Source organism: Microbacterium tenebrionis, from assembly GCF_020682665.1.
Taxonomy (GTDB): Bacteria; Actinomycetota; Actinomycetes; order Actinomycetales; family Microbacteriaceae; genus Microbacterium; species Microbacterium tenebrionis.
Genome location: NZ_JAGTTM010000001.1, coordinates 384,486 through 403,600, shown reverse-complemented (window position 1 = coordinate 403,600; position 19,115 = coordinate 384,486). Strand labels below are relative to the sequence as shown.

At 68.5% G+C, this 19,115-nt stretch carries 19 protein-coding genes; 11 read left to right on the top strand and 8 right to left on the bottom strand.

Annotation, left to right across the window (positions count from 1 at the left end; translation table 11 throughout):
- The first annotated feature begins 106 nt into the window (after nt 1-106).
- The 7 genes from KEC56_RS02025 (at nt 107) to KEC56_RS01995 (ending at nt 8,287) form a co-directional block, all read left to right on the top strand.
- Nucleotides 107-1,162: an NAD(P)-dependent alcohol dehydrogenase gene (locus KEC56_RS02025; RefSeq protein WP_227529607.1), complete on the top strand. Its 1,056-nt coding sequence runs from the start codon at nt 107-109 to the stop codon at nt 1,160-1,162.
- Complete coding sequence (locus tag KEC56_RS02020) at nt 1,159-2,658, top strand: sugar ABC transporter ATP-binding protein (protein ID WP_227529606.1); 1,500 nt, start codon at nt 1,159-1,161, stop codon at nt 2,656-2,658. Before KEC56_RS02025 ends, KEC56_RS02020 begins: the two co-directional genes overlap by 4 nt.
- Before the next feature lie 2 nt (nt 2,659-2,660).
- The gene (locus KEC56_RS02015; RefSeq protein ID WP_227529605.1) at nt 2,661-3,698 is read left to right on the top strand and encodes an ABC transporter permease; all 1,038 of its coding nucleotides are present in this window, start codon (nt 2,661-2,663) and stop codon (nt 3,696-3,698) included.
- 52 nt (nt 3,699-3,750) lie between these two features.
- Nucleotides 3,751-4,761 (top strand): sugar ABC transporter substrate-binding protein, encoded by a 1,011-nt coding sequence (locus tag KEC56_RS02010; protein WP_227529604.1) that lies wholly within the window; start codon nt 3,751-3,753, stop codon nt 4,759-4,761.
- A gap of 78 nt (nt 4,762-4,839) precedes the next feature.
- Nucleotides 4,840-5,454 (top strand): nucleoside/nucleotide kinase family protein, encoded by a 615-nt coding sequence (locus KEC56_RS02005; protein ID WP_227529603.1) that lies wholly within the window; start codon nt 4,840-4,842, stop codon nt 5,452-5,454.
- The gene (locus tag KEC56_RS02000) at nt 5,451-6,221 is read left to right on the top strand and encodes an SDR family NAD(P)-dependent oxidoreductase (protein ID WP_227529602.1); all 771 of its coding nucleotides are present in this window, start codon (nt 5,451-5,453) and stop codon (nt 6,219-6,221) included. The genes KEC56_RS02005 and KEC56_RS02000 overlap by 4 nt, the downstream gene beginning before the upstream one ends.
- 47 nt (nt 6,222-6,268) lie before the next feature.
- Nucleotides 6,269-8,287, top strand: a complete 2,019-nt coding sequence (locus tag KEC56_RS01995) for a bifunctional copper resistance protein CopD/cytochrome c oxidase assembly protein (protein WP_372456222.1) — start codon at nt 6,269-6,271, stop codon at nt 8,285-8,287.
- On the opposite strand, the gene KEC56_RS01990 is transcribed toward KEC56_RS01995, so the two are convergent.
- On the bottom strand, nt 8,288-9,352 hold the full coding sequence (locus tag KEC56_RS01990) for a hypothetical protein (RefSeq protein WP_227529601.1): 1,065 nt from the start codon (nt 9,350-9,352) through the stop codon (nt 8,288-8,290). It abuts the gene before it with no gap.
- Between the two features lie 70 nt (nt 9,353-9,422).
- Between KEC56_RS01990 and KEC56_RS01985 the strand changes: the two genes are divergently transcribed.
- Nucleotides 9,423-10,814 (top strand): ATP-dependent DNA helicase, encoded by a 1,392-nt coding sequence (locus tag KEC56_RS01985; protein WP_227529600.1) that lies wholly within the window; start codon nt 9,423-9,425, stop codon nt 10,812-10,814.
- A gap of 10 nt (nt 10,815-10,824) precedes the next feature.
- On the opposite strand, the gene KEC56_RS01980 is transcribed toward KEC56_RS01985, so the two are convergent.
- A complete protein-coding gene (locus KEC56_RS01980) occupies nt 10,825-11,472 on the bottom strand; it encodes a biliverdin-producing heme oxygenase (protein WP_227529599.1) in 648 nt (215 codons plus the stop codon).
- 47 nt (nt 11,473-11,519) lie between these two features.
- Complete coding sequence (locus KEC56_RS01975) at nt 11,520-11,834, bottom strand: DUF2470 domain-containing protein (RefSeq protein WP_175987609.1); 315 nt, start codon at nt 11,832-11,834, stop codon at nt 11,520-11,522.
- Between the two features lie 99 nt (nt 11,835-11,933).
- Here KEC56_RS01975 and KEC56_RS01970 point away from each other — a divergent pair, with 99 nt between their 5' ends.
- Both KEC56_RS01970 and KEC56_RS01965 read left to right on the top strand, forming a co-directional pair.
- Nucleotides 11,934-13,211 carry a serine hydrolase domain-containing protein gene (locus KEC56_RS01970; protein WP_227529598.1) on the top strand — a complete coding sequence of 426 codons (1,278 nt, stop codon included), beginning with the start codon at nt 11,934-11,936 and terminating at the stop codon, nt 13,209-13,211.
- A gap of 32 nt (nt 13,212-13,243) precedes the next feature.
- A complete protein-coding gene (locus tag KEC56_RS01965; protein ID WP_227529597.1) occupies nt 13,244-14,086 on the top strand; it encodes a TspO-related membrane protein in 843 nt (280 codons plus the stop codon).
- On the opposite strand, the gene KEC56_RS01960 is transcribed toward KEC56_RS01965, so the two are convergent.
- A complete protein-coding gene (locus tag KEC56_RS01960; protein ID WP_175987602.1) occupies nt 14,065-14,871 on the bottom strand; it encodes an alpha/beta fold hydrolase in 807 nt (268 codons plus the stop codon). The genes KEC56_RS01965 and KEC56_RS01960 overlap by 22 nt on opposite strands.
- A 49-nt stretch (nt 14,872-14,920) precedes the next feature.
- On the opposite strand from KEC56_RS01960, the gene KEC56_RS01955 reads away from it, so the two are divergent.
- Nucleotides 14,921-16,234, top strand: a complete 1,314-nt coding sequence (locus tag KEC56_RS01955; protein WP_227529596.1) for a condensation domain-containing protein — start codon at nt 14,921-14,923, stop codon at nt 16,232-16,234.
- Here KEC56_RS01955 and KEC56_RS01950 read toward each other — a convergent pair.
- From KEC56_RS01950 to KEC56_RS01935, 4 genes are read right to left on the bottom strand one after another with little or no spacing between them, the layout of a single operon-like run.
- Entirely contained in the window at nt 16,210-16,395 is a 186-nt protein-coding gene (locus tag KEC56_RS01950) for a hypothetical protein (protein ID WP_227530144.1), read from the bottom strand. The two genes, KEC56_RS01955 and KEC56_RS01950, sit on opposite strands and share 25 nt — an antisense overlap.
- A complete protein-coding gene (locus KEC56_RS01945; RefSeq protein ID WP_227529595.1) occupies nt 16,392-17,195 on the bottom strand; it encodes an ABC transporter ATP-binding protein in 804 nt (267 codons plus the stop codon). The genes KEC56_RS01950 and KEC56_RS01945 overlap by 4 nt, the downstream gene beginning before the upstream one ends.
- Nucleotides 17,196-17,205: 10 nt before the next feature.
- Nucleotides 17,206-18,108, bottom strand: a complete 903-nt coding sequence (locus KEC56_RS01940; protein WP_227529594.1) for an ABC transporter permease — start codon at nt 18,106-18,108, stop codon at nt 17,206-17,208.
- A 19-nt stretch (nt 18,109-18,127) separates the two neighbouring features.
- A complete protein-coding gene (locus KEC56_RS01935; protein WP_227529593.1) occupies nt 18,128-19,093 on the bottom strand; it encodes an ABC transporter substrate-binding protein in 966 nt (321 codons plus the stop codon).
- Nucleotides 19,094-19,115: the final 22 nt, after the last annotated feature.

Sequence of the window (19,115 nt, the reverse complement as noted above, 5' to 3'; positions counted from 1 at the left end):
CAAGAAAGCAAGGTGCTCTGTTGACGTCCCTAGATTTACGTTCTAATATCAACACGGCACCGAACCCCCTGCATCACCCCCGTCTCATAGGAGAGAGAGGACACTCATGACTGAGATCCCGTCCACGATGACCGCCAGCGTGCTACGAGGGGTGAAGGACCTGACGCTCGAGGAGCGTCCGGTGCCGGTGCCGGCCGCCGACGAGGTGCTGGTGGAGGTCGCGAGCGTCGGCGTCTGCGGTTCCGACGTGCACTACTACGAGCACGGCCGCATCGGCCCGTACATCGTCGAGAGCCCGATGATCCTCGGCCACGAGGTCAGCGGTCGCATCGTCGCCGTCGGCGCCGACGTCGACCCGGCCCGCATCGGCCGCCGCGTCGCCATCGAGCCGCAGCGTCCCTGCCGCCGCTGCGACTTCTGCCGGGCTGGCGATTACAACCTCTGCCCGAAGATGGAGTTCTACGCGACCCCGCCGATCGACGGCGCGTTCTGCGACTACGTGATCATCCAGGACGACTTCGCGTACGACATCCCCGACGCGATCAGCGACCACGCGGCTGCCCTCATGGAGCCGCTGTCGGTCGGCATCGCCGCATCGCAGAAGGGCGGCGTCAAGGTCGGCGACACCGTGCTGATCGCCGGCGGCGGCCCCATCGGCATCATCGCCGCGCAGGTCGCACGGGCGTTCGGCGCGGTCGACGTGGTGATCGCCGACATCAACCCGGCCCGCCGCGAACTGGCCGCCTCCTACGGCGTGCGCGTCGTGGACCCGGCCGCCGAGTCGACCACCGAACTGGCGGCGAACGTGTTCATCGACGCGTCGGGCGCCACGCCCGCCATCGTCAACGGCATCCGCTCCACCCGCGCCGGCGGCACCGTCGTGCTCGTGGGCAGCGCCGACGAGTTCCCGCTCTCGGTGCCGGAGGTCGCCATGCGCGAGCTCAACGTGACCGGCACCTTCCGCTACACCGGCACGTGGCCCATCGCCCGCGCGCTGCTGGAGTCCGGTCAGGTGGAGCTCGACTCGCTCGTCACCCACGTGTACGGCATCGAGCAGGTCGAGGAGGCGCTGTCGGGCGAGGGCGCCGTCGACTCGCTCAAGCGCATCGTGCTGCCGCGCACCCGACGGGTAGAGGAGCCATCGGTCAGGGCCGCATCATGAGCGACACCCTGCTGTCCGTCGAGGGCGTCTCGAAGTCGTTCCCCGGTGTGAAGGCGCTCGACGACGTGTCGTTCGACGTGCGTCCAGGAACCGTACACGCCCTGTGCGGCGAGAACGGTGCGGGCAAGTCGACGCTGATGAAGATCATCAACGGCATCTACCAGCCAGACGCCGGTGTGATCCGGGTGCGCGGCGAGGGGGTGCGGATCAAGAACCCGATCGACGCCCGCGCCCGTGGCATCGCGATGATCTCGCAGGAGCTCAACTACGTGCCGGGCATGACCATCGCGGAGAGCTTCTTCCTCGGTCGGCTGCCGATGAAGTTCGGCAAGGTCGACTGGAAGTTCATCCGCAGCGAGGCCCGGCGCATCCTGGCCGAGGAGGGACTCACCTTCTCGATCAACCGCCGCCTCGGCACGCTCACCGTGTCGGAGATCCAGACCCTGGAGATCCTGCGCGCCGTCTACCACAGCGCCGACGTGCTGATCATGGACGAGCCGACCTCGGCCATCGCGCACAAGGAGGTCGAGTCGCTCTTCGCGAAGATCCGCGACCTGCGCGCCCAGGGCAAGTCGATCATCTACATCTCGCACAAGATGGACGAGGTCTTCGAACTGGCCGACGACATCAGCGTGCTGCGCGACGGCACGGTCGTCAGCTCGCAGCCCGCAGCGGACATCACCTCCAGCCAGGTGATCGCGCAGATGGTCGGCCGCGACCTCGACCACCAGTCGTACCCCAAGGAGCAGGTGGAGATCGGCGACACGGTGTTCCGCGCCACCGGGCTGTCGGCCGCGCACATGTTCGAGGACATCGACCTGCACATCCGTGCCGGCGAGATCGTGGGACTGGCCGGACTCATCGGTGCCGGACGCAGCGAGGTCATCCGCGCGGTGTTCGGACTCGACAGGCTCGACGCGGGGGAGATCGAGATTGACACGCAGACCGTGAAGATCAAGAACCCCACCCAGGCGATCAAGGCGGGCGTCGCGATGCTCTCCGAGGACCGCCGTCTGGTGGGGATTGTGCCGCAGCTGAGCATTATGAAGAACGCCACGCTCGCGAGCCTCCGCAAGGTGATCCGCGGCGGCTTCGCGCGGCGCCGCGAGGAGGAGCAGCTCGTCGCCGAGTACTTCCAGAAGATGAACGTCAAGGCACCCAGCCTGCAGACGCGCATCGCGAACCTCAGCGGCGGCAACCAGCAGAAGGTGCTGCTCGCCCGCTGGCTGATCTCCGACCCGAAGGTGCTGCTGCTCGACGAACCCACACGCGGCATCGACGTGGGAGCGAAGTTCGAGATCTACAAGATCATGACGGAGCTTGCCCGCCAGGGCCGCGGCATCCTCATGATCTCCTCCGAGCTCCCCGAGCTCATCGGCATGTGCGACCGCATCTACGTGATGTCGGCCGGACGCCTCACCGCGGAACTGACGCCCGATCAGTTCTCGCAGGAAACCATCCTCACTTACGCCATGAATGAAATCGAGGTGGCATGACAATGCTCCAGACACTGAAGAGACTCGAGGTGAACCGCTTCTCGATCTACATCATCCTGTTGGTGGTGATCGTCGCGGCGAGCTTCCTCAGTCCGAACTTCCTGAGCTCGGACAACATCTTCAACGTGCTCCGCCAGGTGGCCGTGATCACGATCCTCGCTTTCGGCGCGATGACCCTCATCATCGGCGGCATGATCGACCTGTCGGCCGGTGCCGTGATGGCGTTCGCGGGCGTGGTGTCGGTCATGGTCTACAAGTCGACGGGCAACCTGCTGCTCGCGATCCTCGCCGGAATCCTTATCGGTATGCTCTGCAACCTCGTCAACGCGTTCCTCGTGGCGACGCTGAAGACACCAGCGTTCATCGTGACGCTCGGCATGATGCTGATGGCCCGCGGTGCCGTGCTGGAGCTGACCCAGGGGCAGAACATCCTGCAGCTCGGCGACTTCGTGCTCGTCGGCCAGGGCAACCTCGGCTGGCTGCCGATCCCCGTGCTGGTGCTCATCGGCGTGACCATCGTGATCTGGTACCTGATGAACCAGACCCGCTACGGCCGCTCGGTGTACGCCGTCGGCGGCAACGAGGAGGCGGCCCGTGCCGCCGGCATCTCGGTCGAGCGCGTGAAGTACCAGGCGTTCCTCGTGAACGGCGCCCTCGTCGGCATCGCCGGTGTGATCTTCATGTCGCGCGTGAACGCCGGACTCCCCAACGCGGGCGTCGGCTACGAGCTGCAGGCGATCACGGCCCCGATCATCGGTGGCACCAGCTTCTCGGGCGGTGTCGGCACCGTGATGGGCACCCTCGCCGGTGCGCTGATCGTCGGCATCCTCGGCAACATCATGAACCTCATCGGGATCGGCTCGTACATCCAGCAGATCGTGATGGGCGCCATCATCGTCGTCGCCGTCGCCTACGACGTGTTCAGCAAGCGCGGCAAGGCGAAGACCACCATCCTCAAGTCCGACGCGAAGGGCGATCCCTTCCCCGTCGGAGCATCCTCACCCGCATCCGATCCGGGAGGCGGCAGGGCGAAGTCCTGACCCTCCTTTCCGCACCATCGCTTCACCCACCCACAGAAAACAGGAGAAGACAATGAAGAGTCTTACCCGCAGGATCATCGCGTTCGGTGCTGCCGCCGCCGCAGCGATCAGCCTCGCCGGCTGCGCCGTCACCACCGGAAACCCGACCGGGAACGGCGGCGGAGGCGCGTCGGAGGACAAGGACGAGTACCGCGTCGCGTACATCGCCCGCGCCCAGGCCGACTCGTTCGCCGCGTGGCTCGCGAACGAGATGAAGGCGGAGGCCGGCAACTACGACGACATCACTCTCGAGGTGTTCGACGGCCAGGCCGACGACGAGATCGAGAACAAGATGATCGAGAACGCGATCGCGAACAAGTTCGACGCGATCATCATCCAAGCGAACAACGCCGACGCGCAGCTGCCCTACATCCAGCAGGCCATCGACGCCGGGATCGTGACCATCACGACCAACCCGCGCGTGGAGGGTCTGACCGGCGGCAGCTCGGTCGACGCCGACCCGTACAAGCAGGGTGCCGTGGTCGCCGAGCTCGCCGTGGAGCAGATCCCCGACGGCGCGAACGTCGTGGTGCTGAACGGCCCCGCCGGCAACTTCCACAGCACGGCTCGCCGTGACGCGTGGCAGGCCGAGTTCTTCGAGAAGCGTCCTGACGTGACCATCGTCGCCGAGGACATCGCGAACTGGAACAAGGACGAGGCCATGACCCTCATGGAGGACTGGTCGCTCGCCAACTCGAAGATCGACGCGATCATCTCGATGAACGACAACATGGCGTCGGGCGCCCTCGAGGCCGTGAAGGGCAAGGGCGGCTTCGACGGCATCCTCGCGTTCGGCGTGGACGGCACCCCCGAGGCCACGCTGCTGATCGAGGCGGGCACGATGACGGCGACGTCGCTGCAGAACGCCCGCGAGCTCGCGCAGCTCAACCTCAAGGCCGTGCATGACCTGCTCACCGGTGCCGAGGACGAGGTCAACGTCGACATCGGCAACCCGCTGATCACGAAGGACAACGTGCAGGAGTACATCGACCTGTACAAGGAAGCCGGACTGCTCGACAAGTGACGCCGGGTCGGGGGAACGGACGTCCGCCCGTTCCCCCGACCGCTGCCCGACACCCGCACCGAACCGGACGAAGACCCGATGCTCGCACTCACCGCCGCAGGCGCCCCAGCCAGGGTGCGCACGCTCTCCCGCGACGGACGGCCCTTCCTGCTGGGCATCGTCGGACCTCCCGGTGCCGGCAAGTCCACGCTCGCCGAAGCCCTCGGCCAGCCGATCCTGCCGATGGACGGCTTCCACTTCGCGAACGAGCACCTCGACCGCCTGGGTCTGCGTGACCGCAAGGGCGCTCCCGCGACGTTCGACGTCGACGGGTTCGCCTCCCAGCTCGCCCGCCTCCGGGCGGGGGAGGACGTGGTCGCACCGCGGTTCGACCGCGACCTCGACGCCGCCGTCGCCGGCGCGCTGCCCCTCTCCGCCCGCGACCGCCTGGTCGCGGTGGAGGGCAACTATCTGCTGCACGACGCCGACGGGTGGGAGCGCATCCGTCCGCTGCTCGACGAGGTCTGGTACATCGACGTGCCGGACGAGCTCCGTATGCGCCGGCTCGTCGCCCGCCACGAGACGTTCGGCCGCCCGCACGACGACGCCGTGCGCTGGGCCACCGACGTCGACGGCCCCAATGCCATCCTCATCCGCGCGACCCGCCACCGGGCCGACGCGATCATCACCCTGACCGAAGGAGACGACGCATGAGCGTCATGGACACATTCGCCCTCACCGACCGGACCGCCCTCGTCACGGGTGCCACCCGCGGCCTCGGACGAGAGTTCGCCCGCGCGCTTGCCGAGGCCGGGGCCGACGTGGTCGTGCACGGCCGGGACGAGGCGGCGGCCTGTGAGACTGCCGCAGAGATCGAGGCCGTCGGCCGTCGCGCCTGGGTGGTGCTGGGCGACCTGACCGAGCGCGAGAGTGTCGACCGCATCGCCGCCGAGGCGATCGAGGCCGCGGGCGGGAACCTCGACATCCTCATCAACAACGCCGGCGCATGTATCCACCGCCCGGCGCTCGAGGTGACCGACGACGAGTGGTCGCACGTGATCGACACGAACGTCACCGCGCTGTGGCGCATGTCGCAGACCGTCGGCGCGCACATGGTGGCCCGTGGCTCCGGGTCGATCGTGAACGTCGGCTCCATCTCGGCGCAGATCGTGAACCGTCCGCAGTTCCAGCCCGCGTACAACGCCTCCAAGGCGGCCGTGCATCACCTCACCAAGTCGCTCGCCGCCGAGTGGGCGCCGTCCGGCGTGCGCGTGAACGCCGTCGCCCCCGGCTACATCAAGACCGACATGTCGCCGGTGGACGAGCCGAAGTACCGCCGGTTCTGGATCGAGGACTCGGCTCAGCAGCGCTACGCCACCCCGAGCGAGGTGAGCCCTTCTGTCGTGTTCCTCGCCTCGGATGCCGCGAGCTTCATGTCAGGCACCGTGCTCGTGGTCGACGGCGGTTACACCCTGTTCTGATTCGCGCGCCGGTCGATCGGGCACAGGCGCGAGCTTAGGCTTGAGGGGTGAGTTCCTCCGGCAAGCGCACGCCCACTGCGGCCAGCGGCGCGCCCGCGTCGTCCTACCGCGCCGCCGGCATCCTGATCCTCGCCGTGACAGCTGCGATCGCCCTCGTGGTCGCCCTCGTCCTCGGCGGCGGTGCGGCGCCTCTGCTCGTCGGCGATCCCGGCGACGCCATCCGCTGGGGCCTGCCGATCGCCCGCACCGTGAACAACATCGGCGCGGCCCTCATGATCGGCCCCATGGTACTCGCCCTGTTCGCCCTGCGCGCGGGCGAGAAGTCGTTCGACACCGCGATGGATGCGGCATCCATCGGCGCGGCCGTGTTCACCGTGTCATCGGCCGCGACCGGATTCCTCACCTTCCTCGCCGCGTTCAACCCGCAGATCAGCCTCGAGCAGCAGTTCGGCGAGCAGCTGGGCCGCTTCCTCCTCGCCCTGCCCCTCGGCCAGGCGTGGCTCATCACGACCATCATGGGCGCCGCCGTCACGATCCTGGCGTTCGCGTGGCGCAGCTGGACGCCGACGCTGTTCACCGCGATCATCGCGCTCGCAGCCCTCCTGCCGATGGCGACGCAGGGCCACTCCGGCGAGCTGTCCGGTCACGTCGTGGCGGTCAACTCCATCCTGCTGCACACGATCGGCGCGGCCGTGTGGCTGGGCGGCCTCATGCTCCTCGTCATCCTGCGCCTGTCCGGGGGCGTCGACGAGAAGCACCTCGTCAGCCGTTACTCGAGCCTCGCGATCGCCGCGTTCTTCGTGGTCGCCGTCTCGGGTGTCGTGCGCTCTACCGTGGGGCTCGGCAGCTGGGATGCGCTGTGGTCGCCGTACGGACTCATCATCGTCGCCAAGGCGGTGCTGCTGAGCGCCATGGGGCTGCTCGGCGCCTGGTACCGCACGCGGCTGATCCCGAAGCTCGAGACCGAGCGCGCGTCGAACAGGTTCTGGATGCTCGTGCTCGGCGAAGTCGCCCTCATGGGCCTCGCATCCGGTGCCGCCGCCGCCCTCGCCCGCACGCCTCCACCGGTCGGCGACACGGCCGCCGTCCGGCAGACCCCGGCCGAGATCCTCACCCGCTCGCCGCTGCCGCCCGAGTTCACGCTCGACAAATGGTTCACCGGCTGGGACATCGACATCCTCTGGCTGCTCGCGGCGATCCTCGGCGCGTTCTTCTACCTCGCAGGTGTCTGGCGGCTGCACCGCCGGGGAGACCGCTGGCCCATCCACCGCACCGTGTCTTGGATGCTGGGCCTCCTCCTGCTCGTCTGGGTCACCTGCGGCCCGATCAACCTGTACCAGGAGTACCTGTTCAGCGTGCACATGCTGGGCCACATGATCCTGTCGATGGCGATACCGCTGCTGCTGGTCTCCGGGGCGCCGATCACGCTCGCCCTGCGCAGCATCCACAAGCGAGACGACGGCACCCGTGGCGGCCGGGAATGGATCCTGTGGGCCGTTCACTCGCCGTTCTCACGTGTCGTGACACACCCGTTCGTCGCGGCCGGCATCTTCATCGGCTCGCTGTGGGCGTTCTACTTCACCGATCTCGTCCGCTGGTCGATGTACGAGCACCTCGGCCACGAGTGGATGATCATCCACTTCCTCATCTCGGGCTACCTGTTCGTGATGAGCCTCGTCGGCATCGACCCGGTGCCCTACCGTCTGCCGTACCCGGGCAGGCTCATCACGCTCATCGCCGTCATGGCCATGCACGCGTTCTTCGGCATGGCGATCATGATGCAGGAGGGGCTCATGGTCGCCGAATGGTTCGGGTCGATGGGGCGCACGTGGGGCCCGACGCCGATGTTCGACCAGTACGTCGGCGGCGGCATCGCCTGGTCGGTGGGCGAGATCCCGACGCTCATCCTCGCGATCACGGTGGCGATCCAGTGGAGCCGCGACGATACCAAGGTGCAGCGCCGGCGTGACCGGCACGCCGACCGCACCGGGGAAGCCGAGCTCGAGGAGTACAACGCGAAGCTCGCGGCGCTCGCCGAGAAGGACGCGCGCGAAGCCGCCCGCTGATCAGGCGCCGTCGGGGTAGCCGACGCGGATGGACGCCGATCCGTCAGGCAGGATCGTGATCGACCCGTCGATCCGGAACGGCACGTCCTCCGAGACGTGCTCGACCGAGCCGTCGTACAGCGACTGGATGTCGACCTCGATGTGCGCCACGGCATCCGTGGGCGGAATCATCCAGTGCGCGCCCGAGGGCTCCACCGTCACGGACGGCTGCGCCGCGATCGACCACACCGGCGGGGCGACGATGCGGTTCTGCACCTCGAGTCCGAACGGGCAGGCCGTCGGCTGCAGCACCCGCTGCGTCGTGCACTCGCCGAGGAACTCCTCGACCTGCTCCTGCACGACCGCGACGAACTTGTCGGTCGGCTCGGTCTGCAGCTCCACCGGTGTCTGGGTGAGCGGCGAATCGGCGAGGAAGCTCACACCGGCAGCCCTCGAGATCGCCGTGTCGACGGTCACCGAGTACAGCCCGGGGGTGAAGACGAGAAGCGGCAGCGGATCTTCGCCCGCGGCATCGGCACCGGCGGCGGAGACCTGGTTCCGATCGACCTCGAATCCGTTCACAGCGAAACGGTCGGCGCCCAGCACGGTGAGCGCGACGGCGGCGAGCGGCGACTGCGCGAACCGCCAGTTGGGTGTGATGCCTGCCCAGCCGTCCTGTTCGACCTGGAAGGTGGAGGTGCCGGGGTGGGTGCCGGCGACGTATTCGACCGTCACGGAGGTGACACCGCGTTCCGAGGTCTTCTCCGACACGACGGCGACGTCTGTCAGCGGTGCCAGTGCGGCCTGGCGGAGCAACGCCTCGGATGCCGTCTCGTCGATGCCCGCGTCGGCGAGGGTCTCGCGGTCGATCGAGACGCCGGGCATGCGCAGGGCGTCGGCGGCGTGGCCGGTAGCGAGCAGATCGATGTAGCGCGTGACGAAGGCGGACGGGCCGTAGAACTCCTTGTACAGCACGGCGATGCCGGCGCCGAGGGCGGCGAGCAGCAGCACGCCGATGACCGCGAGGGCGGTCAGATCGAACCAGAGGCGGCGGCGCGCGCGGGGCGTCGTCGAGGGCTGATCCATGGGCCAAGTCTAGGAGCGCGGGCTGGGACACTGCCGAGCGCCGAGCGATCGGCGACGTACCATGAGAGGCGTGTCCCTCCCCGCCCTCTCCGACGAGCAGCAGGAGCTCTTCCGGCTCATCGAGGACACCAGGGAGCACGTGTTCATCACCGGCCGTGCCGGGACGGGCAAATCGACCCTGCTGCAGTACTTCGCGTGGAACACGCAGAAGCAGATCGCCATCTGCGCGCCGACGGGCGTGGCGGCGCTCAACGTCGAGGGACAGACGATCCATTCGCTCTTCCGGCTGCCGATCGGGCTCATCGCCGAGAGCGAGATCGAGCAGAACGACGCCACGCGTCGCATCCTGAACGCGATCGACACACTCGTGATCGACGAGGCGTCGATGGTCAACGCCGACCTCATGGACGGCATGGACCGCGCTCTGCGGCAGGCGCGCGGGCGCCGAGCCGAGCCGTTCGGCGGCGTGCAGGTCGTCATGTTCGGCGACCCGTATCAGCTCGCCCCCGTGCCGCCCCGCGGCGACGAGCTGCGCTACGTGCAGGACCACTACCGCTCGTTCTGGTTCTTCGATGCGAAGGTCTGGGCAGGTGCCACGATGGGCGAAGCCGACGGCCTCATCGATCTCGGCAGACACGGGGCGCCGCTGCACGTGCGCGAGCTCGTGCAGATCCATCGGCAGTCCGACGACGGTTTCAAGGCGATGCTCAACGCCGTCCGATACGGCCGGGTCACCGCCGACATCGCCGAGGTGCTCAACAAGCAGGGCACCAGGACACCCCCTGACCCCGAGCCCGGCGAGATCCCCATGATCACGCTCGCCACCCGCAACGACATCGTGAACAACATCAACCGCCGCCACCTGGCGGCCCTCCCCGGCAAAGAGCAGACCGCCCGTGCCGAGATCAATGGCGACTTCGGCAGGGGGGACGGCAACTACCCCGCGGATGCCGAGCTGAAGCTCAAGGTCGGCGCGCAGGTGATGTTTCTGCGCAACGACGTGTCGATGACCGGAGAGCCACCGCGCTGGGTGAACGGCACGATCGGGACGGTCAAGCGCATCCTCGGCGGATCTGTGCGCGTCGAGATCGACGGCGAGGACGTGGATGTCGAGCCGGCGGTCTGGGAGCGGTTCCGCTACTCGTACGACGCGAACTCGAAGACCCTCAGCCGCGACGTGATCGCGGAGTTCATGCAGTTCCCGCTGCGCCTGGCGTGGGCGGTGACGATCCACAAGTCGCAGGGCAAGACCTACGACAGGGCGGTCATCGATCTCGGCAGCGGTGCGTTCGCGCCGGGGCAGACGTACGTGGCGCTCTCGCGCCTGACATCGCTCGACGGCCTGTACCTGTCACGGCCCCTGCGGCCCAGCGACATCCGCGTCGATCAGGACGTGCGCCGATTCATGCGCGAGGCGTGGGAGGCGCGGCAGGGATCCACTCCCGAGGTCGCGGGCTCCTGAACGGCGAGGGTCACGCCGCGAGGCGTGCCCGGTCGAGGTCTTCGAAAAGCTCGGTGTTGAACCGGTACGCCAGCAGCACCTCGTCGATGACGCGCTCGCGCTCGGCGTCGTCCCACGGTGCGGCATCCAGCTGCTCGCGGTAGACGTCCTTGAACGCGTTCGGGTCGGCGATGTCGTCGAACAGGTAGAAGCCCACGCCGTTGGTCTCGAACCCGAAGCGGCGCTGCATGACGCGGCCGATGAAGATCCCGCCCGAGAGGTCGCCGAGGTAGCGGGTGTAGTGGTGCGCGACGAAGCCGCCGGCCCAGGTGGCGCCGACCCCGTCGATGCGTGCGACGTACCGTTCGGTCGTCGGCAGCGGCGCGATGCGCTCGCGCCAGTCGGGGCCGACGAGGAACTCGAGGTCGGCCTCGAGCGCGGGAAGGCGCGTGAGCTTGTCGCTGAGGAAGACCGATGCCACCGGGTCGCGGCGCATCCGCTCGCCGGCGGATTCGAGCGCCTCGTAGATGAAGTAATGCTGTGAGACGAGCGCGATGTAGTCCTCACGTGAGCCTTCGCCCTTGAGCAGGTCGGCCATGAACCCGGCGTGCTCGCTGCGGGAATGGGAACCGGAGGAGCGTTCGCGCAGTGCGGCGGAGAAGGAGAGGATATCGGCCATGCGTTCAGTGTAAGGGTCGCCTTACCTGTGGCGGAAGTGCCGAGTTCTCAGGCGTGGGGTCGCGGCTCGATGCCGAGCTTCTCGCAGGCGGCGTCGTAGAGCGCGACGACTTCGCGGCGCACTGCCGGGCGCTCGTCGATCGATCCGCCCGGCCACGGCACACGCAGTTCCTCGGGGATGCCGGCGCGGGTGATCTGCCACACGCCGCCGTCGCCGTCGAGATCGGTCATCACGGCATTCGTGATCGGCAGGTCGGATGCCGAGGCGAAGGCGCGCGCGATGAGGAGGTTGTCATCGGAGTGGTCGCCGTTCATGTGGCCGAGGATGGCGTCTGTCACGTCGGCGTCGAAGATGTGAGGCATGGTCATCACTGTACGTCTGCCGCGAGGGCTCCGCCGTGCGCGGGACTTCTCAGCACCGCACCTTAGACTCGGTGGGATAGAACATCGGGGAGTCCGTACATGCACCTTCTCTCGTCGCGCCGGATGCGCGCCGTCGTCGCCGGCGCCGCTGCGCTCGTGCTGGTCCTGACCGGATGCTCCTCTGACGAGACGGTCTCGTACACCCCTCCCGCGCAGGTCGATCAGAAGCTCTCCGACGACACGGCGGCCCAGCTGCAGGCTGCCGTCGAGAACGCGATGCAGAAGACCGGCGCGACCGGCGCGATCGTCGGCGTCTGGGTGCCGTGGAGCGGCACCTGGGTGACGGGCCTCGGGACGCAGTCGGTCGAGGACCAGACCCCGGTGACCAAGGACATGTCGTTCCGCATCGGCGACACCACCCGCCTGATGACCTGCGAGGTGCTGTACGCGCTCGCCGACGAGGGCGTCGTCGAGCTCGACGGCTCCGTTCCGGAGTACGTCTCGGGCGTCGCAGGACTCGCCGATGTCACGCTGCTCGAGCTGTGCAACGGCACGAGCGGGATCGGGTCGTCCGAGGCCGCCGTCAGCGGCATGTGGCAGAACACCCCCGAGCGGGTGTGGGCGCCGCTCGAACTCGCCTCGTACGGCCTGGGAAAGAACCTCGCGGAGTCGGGCGTCTCGTACGGCGACTCGGATGCGGCGTATCTCCTGCTCGGTCTCGCCCTGGAACGCGCATCCGGGATGACGGCATCCGAGCTCATCGCGAAGTACGTCACCGAACCGTTGCAGCTCGAGAACACGTCGCTGCCGTCGAGTGCCGCGGCCGCCCCCGGGGACGACCCGCTCACCGGCAGCTACCTCCCTGCGATCGAGGGCGGTTACGACTGCACCGCGCCGGTCGACATCACGAAGCTCTCGTCGAGCACAGGATTCACCGATTCCGGTGTGGTCTCCACCATCGACGACCTGGGCCGCTTCAGCCAGGCTGCAGCCGCCCAGGCTCTGCGCGAGGGCAAGGAGCCGAGCCAGTTCGCGAATCCGCTCCCGACGGCCACGGACGCGCCATCGTGGTACCAGGCCACCGGCGGTGCATTCCTCGTCGGCCCGCTCATCGGCCAGCACGGCTGGACGCCGGGATACGTGAGCGCATCGTACTCCGACCCGGAGACCGGGTTCACCGTCTCGGTCGTGCTGAACTCGTCATCGATAGGCGGCAGCCCCGCCGCGTACCTCGCCTGGGAGCTCGCGGCGATCGCGTCCAAGGCGCCGGCCGCCGAGGGCCAGACCGCTCCGGAGTTCGGCCTGCCGTTCACCGCAGAGCAGTACCACGAGACGATCTCCAACCTCGCCGTCTGCGCCACGCCGCCCGCCGGCTGAGCGCGCGCTGCGGTCGCCTCTACCCTGAGGGCATGACCCAGACGGAGAAGTCTGATCGTGTCCGTCGTGCCGTCGTCCTCCTGACGGTGGCCGGTTCGCTCGTCGCGGCCGTGATCGGCTCCGGGCTGGTCGGAGGGACGAGCATCGCGGATGCCGCGGGCGGAGCGTTCGCGGCGGACGCCACGGTGCTCGCCCCGGCCGGCTTCGCGTTCTCGATCTGGTCGGTCATCTATCTGGGGCTGCTGGCGTACGCGATCTGGCAGGCCGTGCCCGCACAGGCGGCGAAGCCGCGTCACCGGGCGGTCGGGTACGGCGTCGCGGCATCCGCCCTGCTGAACGCCGTGTGGATCGTCTGCGTCCTGGCCTGGCGGATCGCCGAGTCGTTCGTGATCATCGTCCTGCTGCTGTGCGTGCTGCTCGCGACCTTCGTGCGCGCGTGCCGCAGCCCGCAGCGCCGCACGGTGGCCGAGCTCGTGCTGATCGACGGCGTCATCGGGCTGTATCTGGGCTGGGTGACGGTGGCCGCGGCGGCGAATCTGGCGGCGTGGCTGGCCGACATCGGCATCTCGGCGTGGTCGGAGGCGCCCGGAGTGCCCGGCACGCTGACGCTCATCGCCGCAGGTCTCGTCGCCCTGTTCACGGCGTGGCGCGGCGGGCGCTGGGCGCCGGCGGTCGCGACGGCGTGGGGCCTCGTGTGGATCGCGGTGGGGCGCTGGGCAGAAGACCCGGCTGCTCCCGTCGTGGCATCCACGGCCATCGTGCTCGCGGTGCTGGTGGTGCTGCTCGCGGCGTGGCGCTTCCGGGCGCGCACTCGTGTCGAGAGCGCGGACGCGGCTCGGGAACCCGCCGCGGCTCAGTATGCGACCGAGCGCTGAGCCGGACCCGTCGCCGACATGACGTGCTCGGCGAACAGGCCGGGCCACGCCAGGACGTCGTGCGGGGTGCGGGCGACCGCCAGGTGGCTGCCGCCGATCAGAGAGTGGAGCCGGCGGGCCGTCTTCAGCGGGTGCGCGCGGTCGCCCGTCCACGCGAGGATGAGCGTCGGCACGGTGATGCCGGCGATCACGGCTCTCGCGGGAAGATCCGTGGTCGCAGCCCCGCGCAGCACGGTCGGCAGCAGCTCCGGTACGACCTGGGGAGAGGTCGCGGGAGACCCTGCGATGGCCGGCGGCACAGGTGCGGTGCTGCCCGCCTGCGTCAGGGCGTCGACGCCGTCGCGCTCGACGAGCAGGGCGCCCGCCCGGTAGACGTCGGCCTGCGCCGCTCTGGTCTTCCACGCGGTCGGCGGCACGGCGAAGCAGAGGCTCTGGAAACGATGCGGCTCGCGCGCTGCCGCATGCAGCAGAGTTCCGGTGCCCATCGACGGGCCGACGGCGTGAACCCGCTCTCCGGGCGCGACCTCGTCGAGCAGTCGCAGCAGGTCGTCGGCGAGCCGGTCCCAGCCGTAGTCGGCGGGCTCGGTCGAACCCGTGGAGCGGCCATGACCGCGTGCGTCGTAGCGCACGACGCGGTGCGCGGGCAGCGCCCTCGCCAGATCGAGGCCCAACTGCGCGTCGCGCTCCCTGCTCGATGTCAGCCCGTGCAGCTGGACGACGAGGGGGCCGGTGCCGTCCGTCATGTCGAAGTCGATGGTGGCGCCGTCGAGAATCAGAGATGGCATCGCGGCTCCTGTTCACATGACTGGAATCGAGTGTCCCTAGACTACGGCGATGCGTCTCACCAACGTCGCCCAGATGGAGCTCCCCCAGGGAGAGCTGCACAGTCTGCGCCTGCGCATGGATGAGGGGCGGGGCGAGGATCTGCCGGTGTCGTTCGATCAGCGACGGCACGTCGAGGCGGGGGAGCGGCCGGGGTCGTGGATGGCGATCGCTTTCCGCGTCCGGGGCGCTGATCGCGATGCGCTCGCCGCGGCGTGGATGCAGGTCGTGCGCCGCCACGGCGCGCTGAACACGGTGTTCGATCGCACCGGATCCGGCCGGCTGGTGCTCGAGCGCAGACCGGTGACCGGATCGGTGTGGCGACGGCATCCCGTCCCGGAGGGAACCCGATCACGCGATGCGCTGCGCCGGATCCTGGATGCCGACTGCACGCCGCTCTCGCGCCCGTCGCACCTGCTCGCCCTTCTCGTGCCGGATGACGGCGAGGACGATCCGCGACCGGTCGCGGTGATCGGATCGGATCATGCGCACGTGGACATGTGGTCGCTGCTGATCCTCACGCGCGACCTGCTCTCGGCGAGCGAGGGGATGCTCGACGCGGAGCCTGCTGCGTCGTTCGCCGAGCATTCCGCGCTGCTCGAGCAGGCGCCGTCGGCGCCCGCCGAGATCACGGCGCGGTGGCACCGCGTCCTCGACGACGGCGCGGGGGCGATGCCGCGCTTCCCGCTCGATCTGGGCGACCTCGACGAGCTGAAGGACGAAGTGGTCGTGGTGCGCGACGTCATGGATGCCGCCGAGTTCGCCGACTTCGAGGAGCGGGCCGCCGAGCACGGCGTGCGCCCGACCGCTCTGGCACTGTCCGTGCTCACCGCGCTCACGCGATCGATGGCCGACGCTCCGCTGCGTGCCGTGTTCCCCGTGCACAGCAGGAACGAGTCGCGCTGGCACGACAGTACGGGGTGGTTCATCACCAATTCCGTGATCGAGTGCATCGATGACGACCCGGTCTCGTGCGCTTCGGCCGTCCGCGACGCGCTGACGCTCGGTTCGCACCCGCTCGCGCCGATCCTCGCCCCGTACGGCGGGATGCCGGAGGCCCCGGGGATGTTCGCGATCTCGTGGCTGGACACTCGCCGGCTGCCGGCCGTGCAGGACGATCTGTCCATCCAGTACGTCTCCGCGGTGACCCGCACCGACGGAGTGATGATCTGGTTCATCGTCAACGGTTCCGGCATGCACCTGCGCTGCCGCTACCCGGATACCCCGCAGGCGCGCGCCTCGGTCGGCGCGTGGCTGGACGGCGTCGTGCTCGGAATGCGCGCCACCGCAGGAGCCGCGGCTCAGCCGAGCGGCCAGCCGGTGTAGGCCTCGGCGAGGTAGGTGCGTCCTGCCTCGGAGTCGACGACCGAGCGGAGCTCGCCGAGCTGCCGACGGCTGTCGAACTCACCTGCCTCGGGCAGCTGGTGCGAGCGGACGACTCGGCGCCGCGTGAGCGCCGACCGCTGCGGGCGCATCATCGGGCTCATGCGGCGGCGCCGACGCGATGCGAGTTGCCTGCGTGCACGAGCGCGTCGATGCGGCGCTCGATGGCGTTGAACTCGGGCGAGTTGACATCGCGTTCGGCGGGCAGATCCACCGTGACGATCTCCCGCACATGCCCGGAGATGCCGTGCGCGGTGCCACCGGCCATCACCATCACCCGGTTGCCGAGGTAGACGGCCTCTTCGATGCTGTGCGTCACGAACAGCACGGTGATGCCGGCTTCGCGCTGGATGCGCTGGAGCTCGTGCTGCATCTCGGTACGAGTGAGGGCGTCCAGGGCACCGAATGGCTCATCCATCAGCATGACCGAGGGAGTGTTCGCGAGCAGACGTGCGATCGCCACGCGCTGCTGCATCCCGCCCGAGAGCTGGTGGGGAAAGGATTGGGCGACCCGGCTCAGCCCCACGGAGTCCAGCGCGGCGCTCGCGCGCTCCTTCACCACGGGCCTCGGCATCCGCGCCTGGCGTGGCCCGTACTCGATGTTCTCGCGCACGGTCAGCCACGGGAACAGCCCGTAGTCCTGGAATACCACTGCGCGGTCCGGCCCCGGAGCGGTCACGGCCTTGTCGGCGACGGTGAGCGATCCCGCGGTGATCGGCTCGAAACCGGCGACCATTCGCAGCAGCGTGGATTTTCCGCATCCGGATGCCCCGACGATGCAGACCACCTCACCGGCGGCGATGGTGATGTCGACGCCCTCGACCGCGGCGATCGGCGCTCCGGGGTAGGTCTTTCCCACGCCGCTCATCACGATGTCGGCGGCCTGCTTGACGGGGGTACTCATGAGCGTTTCCTCACTTCTGGATCGGTCGACGCCCGAAGGCGATGGTGAACACGAGCGACAGCAGCCGGTCGGCGATGAATCCGGCCAGGCCGATGACGATCATGCCGACGATGATGAGATCGGTGCGCGACTGCTCGCGGGCCTGCGTGATCAGTGCGCCCAGCCCGGTGCTGATGCCCACCGTCTCGCCGACGACGAGGATGACCCACGACAGCCCCATGGCGATCCTCATGCCGCTGATGATCTGCGGTGCGGCAGCAGGGAGGACGACCTTGTAAAGCGACTGATACTTCGGCGTCCCCAGCATCGCCGCTGCTTCCAGAAGACGTCCGGGAACCTGGTGCACTCCGCTGATCGTGTTCAGCAGGATGGGGAAGACCGCGGCGATGAAAACGAGGAAGACGGTGGAACGGTCGCCGAACCCGATGATCAGCAGCGTCAGCGGCGCCCAGGCCGTGACCGGGATCGGCCGGATGAGGTTGACGGTCGGTTCGAGCATCCGGAACAGCAGCCGGGAGCGCCCCATCAGCACGCCCAGCGGAACGGCGACGAGCACGGCGAGACCGAACCCCTGCAGCACGCGTACGGTCGAGGCGCCCAGATGCGTCCACAGTGTGCCGCTGAACGAGTCATCGAGGATGCCGCCCACGGCGAAGTCGGCGCCGCGTACGGCCACTTCGGCGGGTGTGGGCAGGAACGCCATCTTGATGTCGAAAGGCAGCGTCCATCCGTACTGCACGCCCAGATGCCAGCCGATGAGGATGAGGATGGGGACGGGGAGGGCGACACCCCACCCCCACGAAAATCTTCTCGGCTTCCGGCGCCGCTGCGGAGCCGCGATCGCGCCCTGGGTCGCTTGCGCGGTGACATCCGGTGGGGGTGTTTCGCGGGTCGTGGCGATCGTCGTGGTCATGATGCCCTCTCCTCTGGTCTCACTCGGCGGCGTCGACGAACGACGTGTCGGTGAGCAGGGACTGGTCGACGGCGGTCGAGATCTGATCGAACTCGAGCATCTCCTCGCTCATCGCGCGCAGGGTGTCCAAGTAGTCGGCATCCAGCTCCCATGTCGGCCAGATGTTCTCGATGGCGGTGTCTACGATCGCGCGATCGAGGGCGAACTCCTCGACGAGACCGGACGCCCAGGCGTCGGTGTCCTCAGCCATGTGCTCGACAGCAGCGACGTGGGTGTCGACGACGCTCTGCACGAGCTCCGGGTTGGACTCGATGAGAGAGGCGCTCGTGGCGAGCACGATGTTCGTCCGCCCGATCGCCGTGTCGTACGCCGACAGGAGTTCGTGAGCGCCGCCCTCGATGGCGATCGAGGGTCCGATCTCGGCGGAGATGAACGCGTCGATCTGGCCCGACGCATAGGCGGTCGCCATATCGCTGAACGGCAGGTTCACGAGTTCGACATCCGTCGCCGGGTCGATGCCCTCCGCCTCGAGGGTGCGCTTGAGGAGGATCTCCTGCGTCGCGCCCATCGGATATCCGACCTTGGCGCCCACGAGGTCGTCGGGTGACGTGATCGACTCGTTGGCGACGATGCGGGTGCCGCCGTCGGCTGCGGCGGCGACGATGCGGACGTCCTGTTCTTCGGCGACGCCCGTGATCACAGCCGCAGCCCCGGTGACGCCGAAGTCGATCGACCCCGACACGATGGCGTTCTTGATGTCGCTGGACGAGTCGAACAGCACGATCTCGAAGTCCAGGTCGTCGCCCAGCTGCTCGTAGAAGTAGGGGCTGAACAGGTGCGGCTGGGCGCGGAGAGTGCCGATCGTGATGGTCTGCCCGGAGGATTCGCCGGAGGCGTCGGCTGGCGAGGACGCCGAGCATCCGGCGAGCAGGATCGCGGCCGCGGCGACCGAGGTGAGGGCGAGGGCGGATGTGCGGATTTTCATGTGATCTCTCCAGTGCTGGTGG

Bases quoted from the DNA above. Each gene is read 5' to 3' on its own strand.
- KEC56_RS01975 (WP_175987609.1), bottom strand. From the start codon at position 11,834: ATGCCTCACATCTTCGACGCCGACGTGACAGACGCCATCCTCGGCCAC.
- KEC56_RS01955 (WP_227529596.1), top strand. From the start codon at position 14,921: ATGCGTCTCACCAACGTCGCCCAGATGGAGCTCCCCCAGGGAGAGCTG.
- KEC56_RS01990 (WP_227529601.1), bottom strand. From the start codon at position 9,352: ATGGATCAGCCCTCGACGACGCCCCGCGCGCGCCGCCGCCTCTGGTTC.
- KEC56_RS01940 (WP_227529594.1), bottom strand. From the start codon at position 18,108: ATGACCACGACGATCGCCACGACCCGCGAAACACCCCCACCGGATGTC.
- KEC56_RS02015 (WP_227529605.1), top strand. From the start codon at position 2,661: ATGCTCCAGACACTGAAGAGACTCGAGGTGAACCGCTTCTCGATCTAC.
- KEC56_RS02000 (WP_227529602.1), top strand. From the start codon at position 5,451: ATGAGCGTCATGGACACATTCGCCCTCACCGACCGGACCGCCCTCGTC.
- KEC56_RS02010 (WP_227529604.1), top strand. From the start codon at position 3,751: ATGAAGAGTCTTACCCGCAGGATCATCGCGTTCGGTGCTGCCGCCGCC.
- KEC56_RS01945 (WP_227529595.1), bottom strand. From the start codon at position 17,195: ATGAGTACCCCCGTCAAGCAGGCCGCCGACATCGTGATGAGCGGCGTG.
- KEC56_RS02005 (WP_227529603.1), top strand. From the start codon at position 4,840: ATGCTCGCACTCACCGCCGCAGGCGCCCCAGCCAGGGTGCGCACGCTC.
- KEC56_RS02025 (WP_227529607.1), top strand. From the start codon at position 107: ATGACTGAGATCCCGTCCACGATGACCGCCAGCGTGCTACGAGGGGTG.
- KEC56_RS01970 (WP_227529598.1), top strand. From the start codon at position 11,934: ATGCACCTTCTCTCGTCGCGCCGGATGCGCGCCGTCGTCGCCGGCGCC.
- KEC56_RS01935 (WP_227529593.1), bottom strand. From the start codon at position 19,093: ATGAAAATCCGCACATCCGCCCTCGCCCTCACCTCGGTCGCCGCGGCC.
- KEC56_RS01980 (WP_227529599.1), bottom strand. From the start codon at position 11,472: ATGGCCGATATCCTCTCCTTCTCCGCCGCACTGCGCGAACGCTCCTCC.
- KEC56_RS01950 (WP_227530144.1), bottom strand. From the start codon at position 16,395: ATGAGCCCGATGATGCGCCCGCAGCGGTCGGCGCTCACGCGGCGCCGA.
- KEC56_RS01965 (WP_227529597.1), top strand. From the start codon at position 13,244: ATGACCCAGACGGAGAAGTCTGATCGTGTCCGTCGTGCCGTCGTCCTC.
- KEC56_RS02020 (WP_227529606.1), top strand. From the start codon at position 1,159: ATGAGCGACACCCTGCTGTCCGTCGAGGGCGTCTCGAAGTCGTTCCCC.
- KEC56_RS01960 (WP_175987602.1), bottom strand. From the start codon at position 14,871: ATGCCATCTCTGATTCTCGACGGCGCCACCATCGACTTCGACATGACG.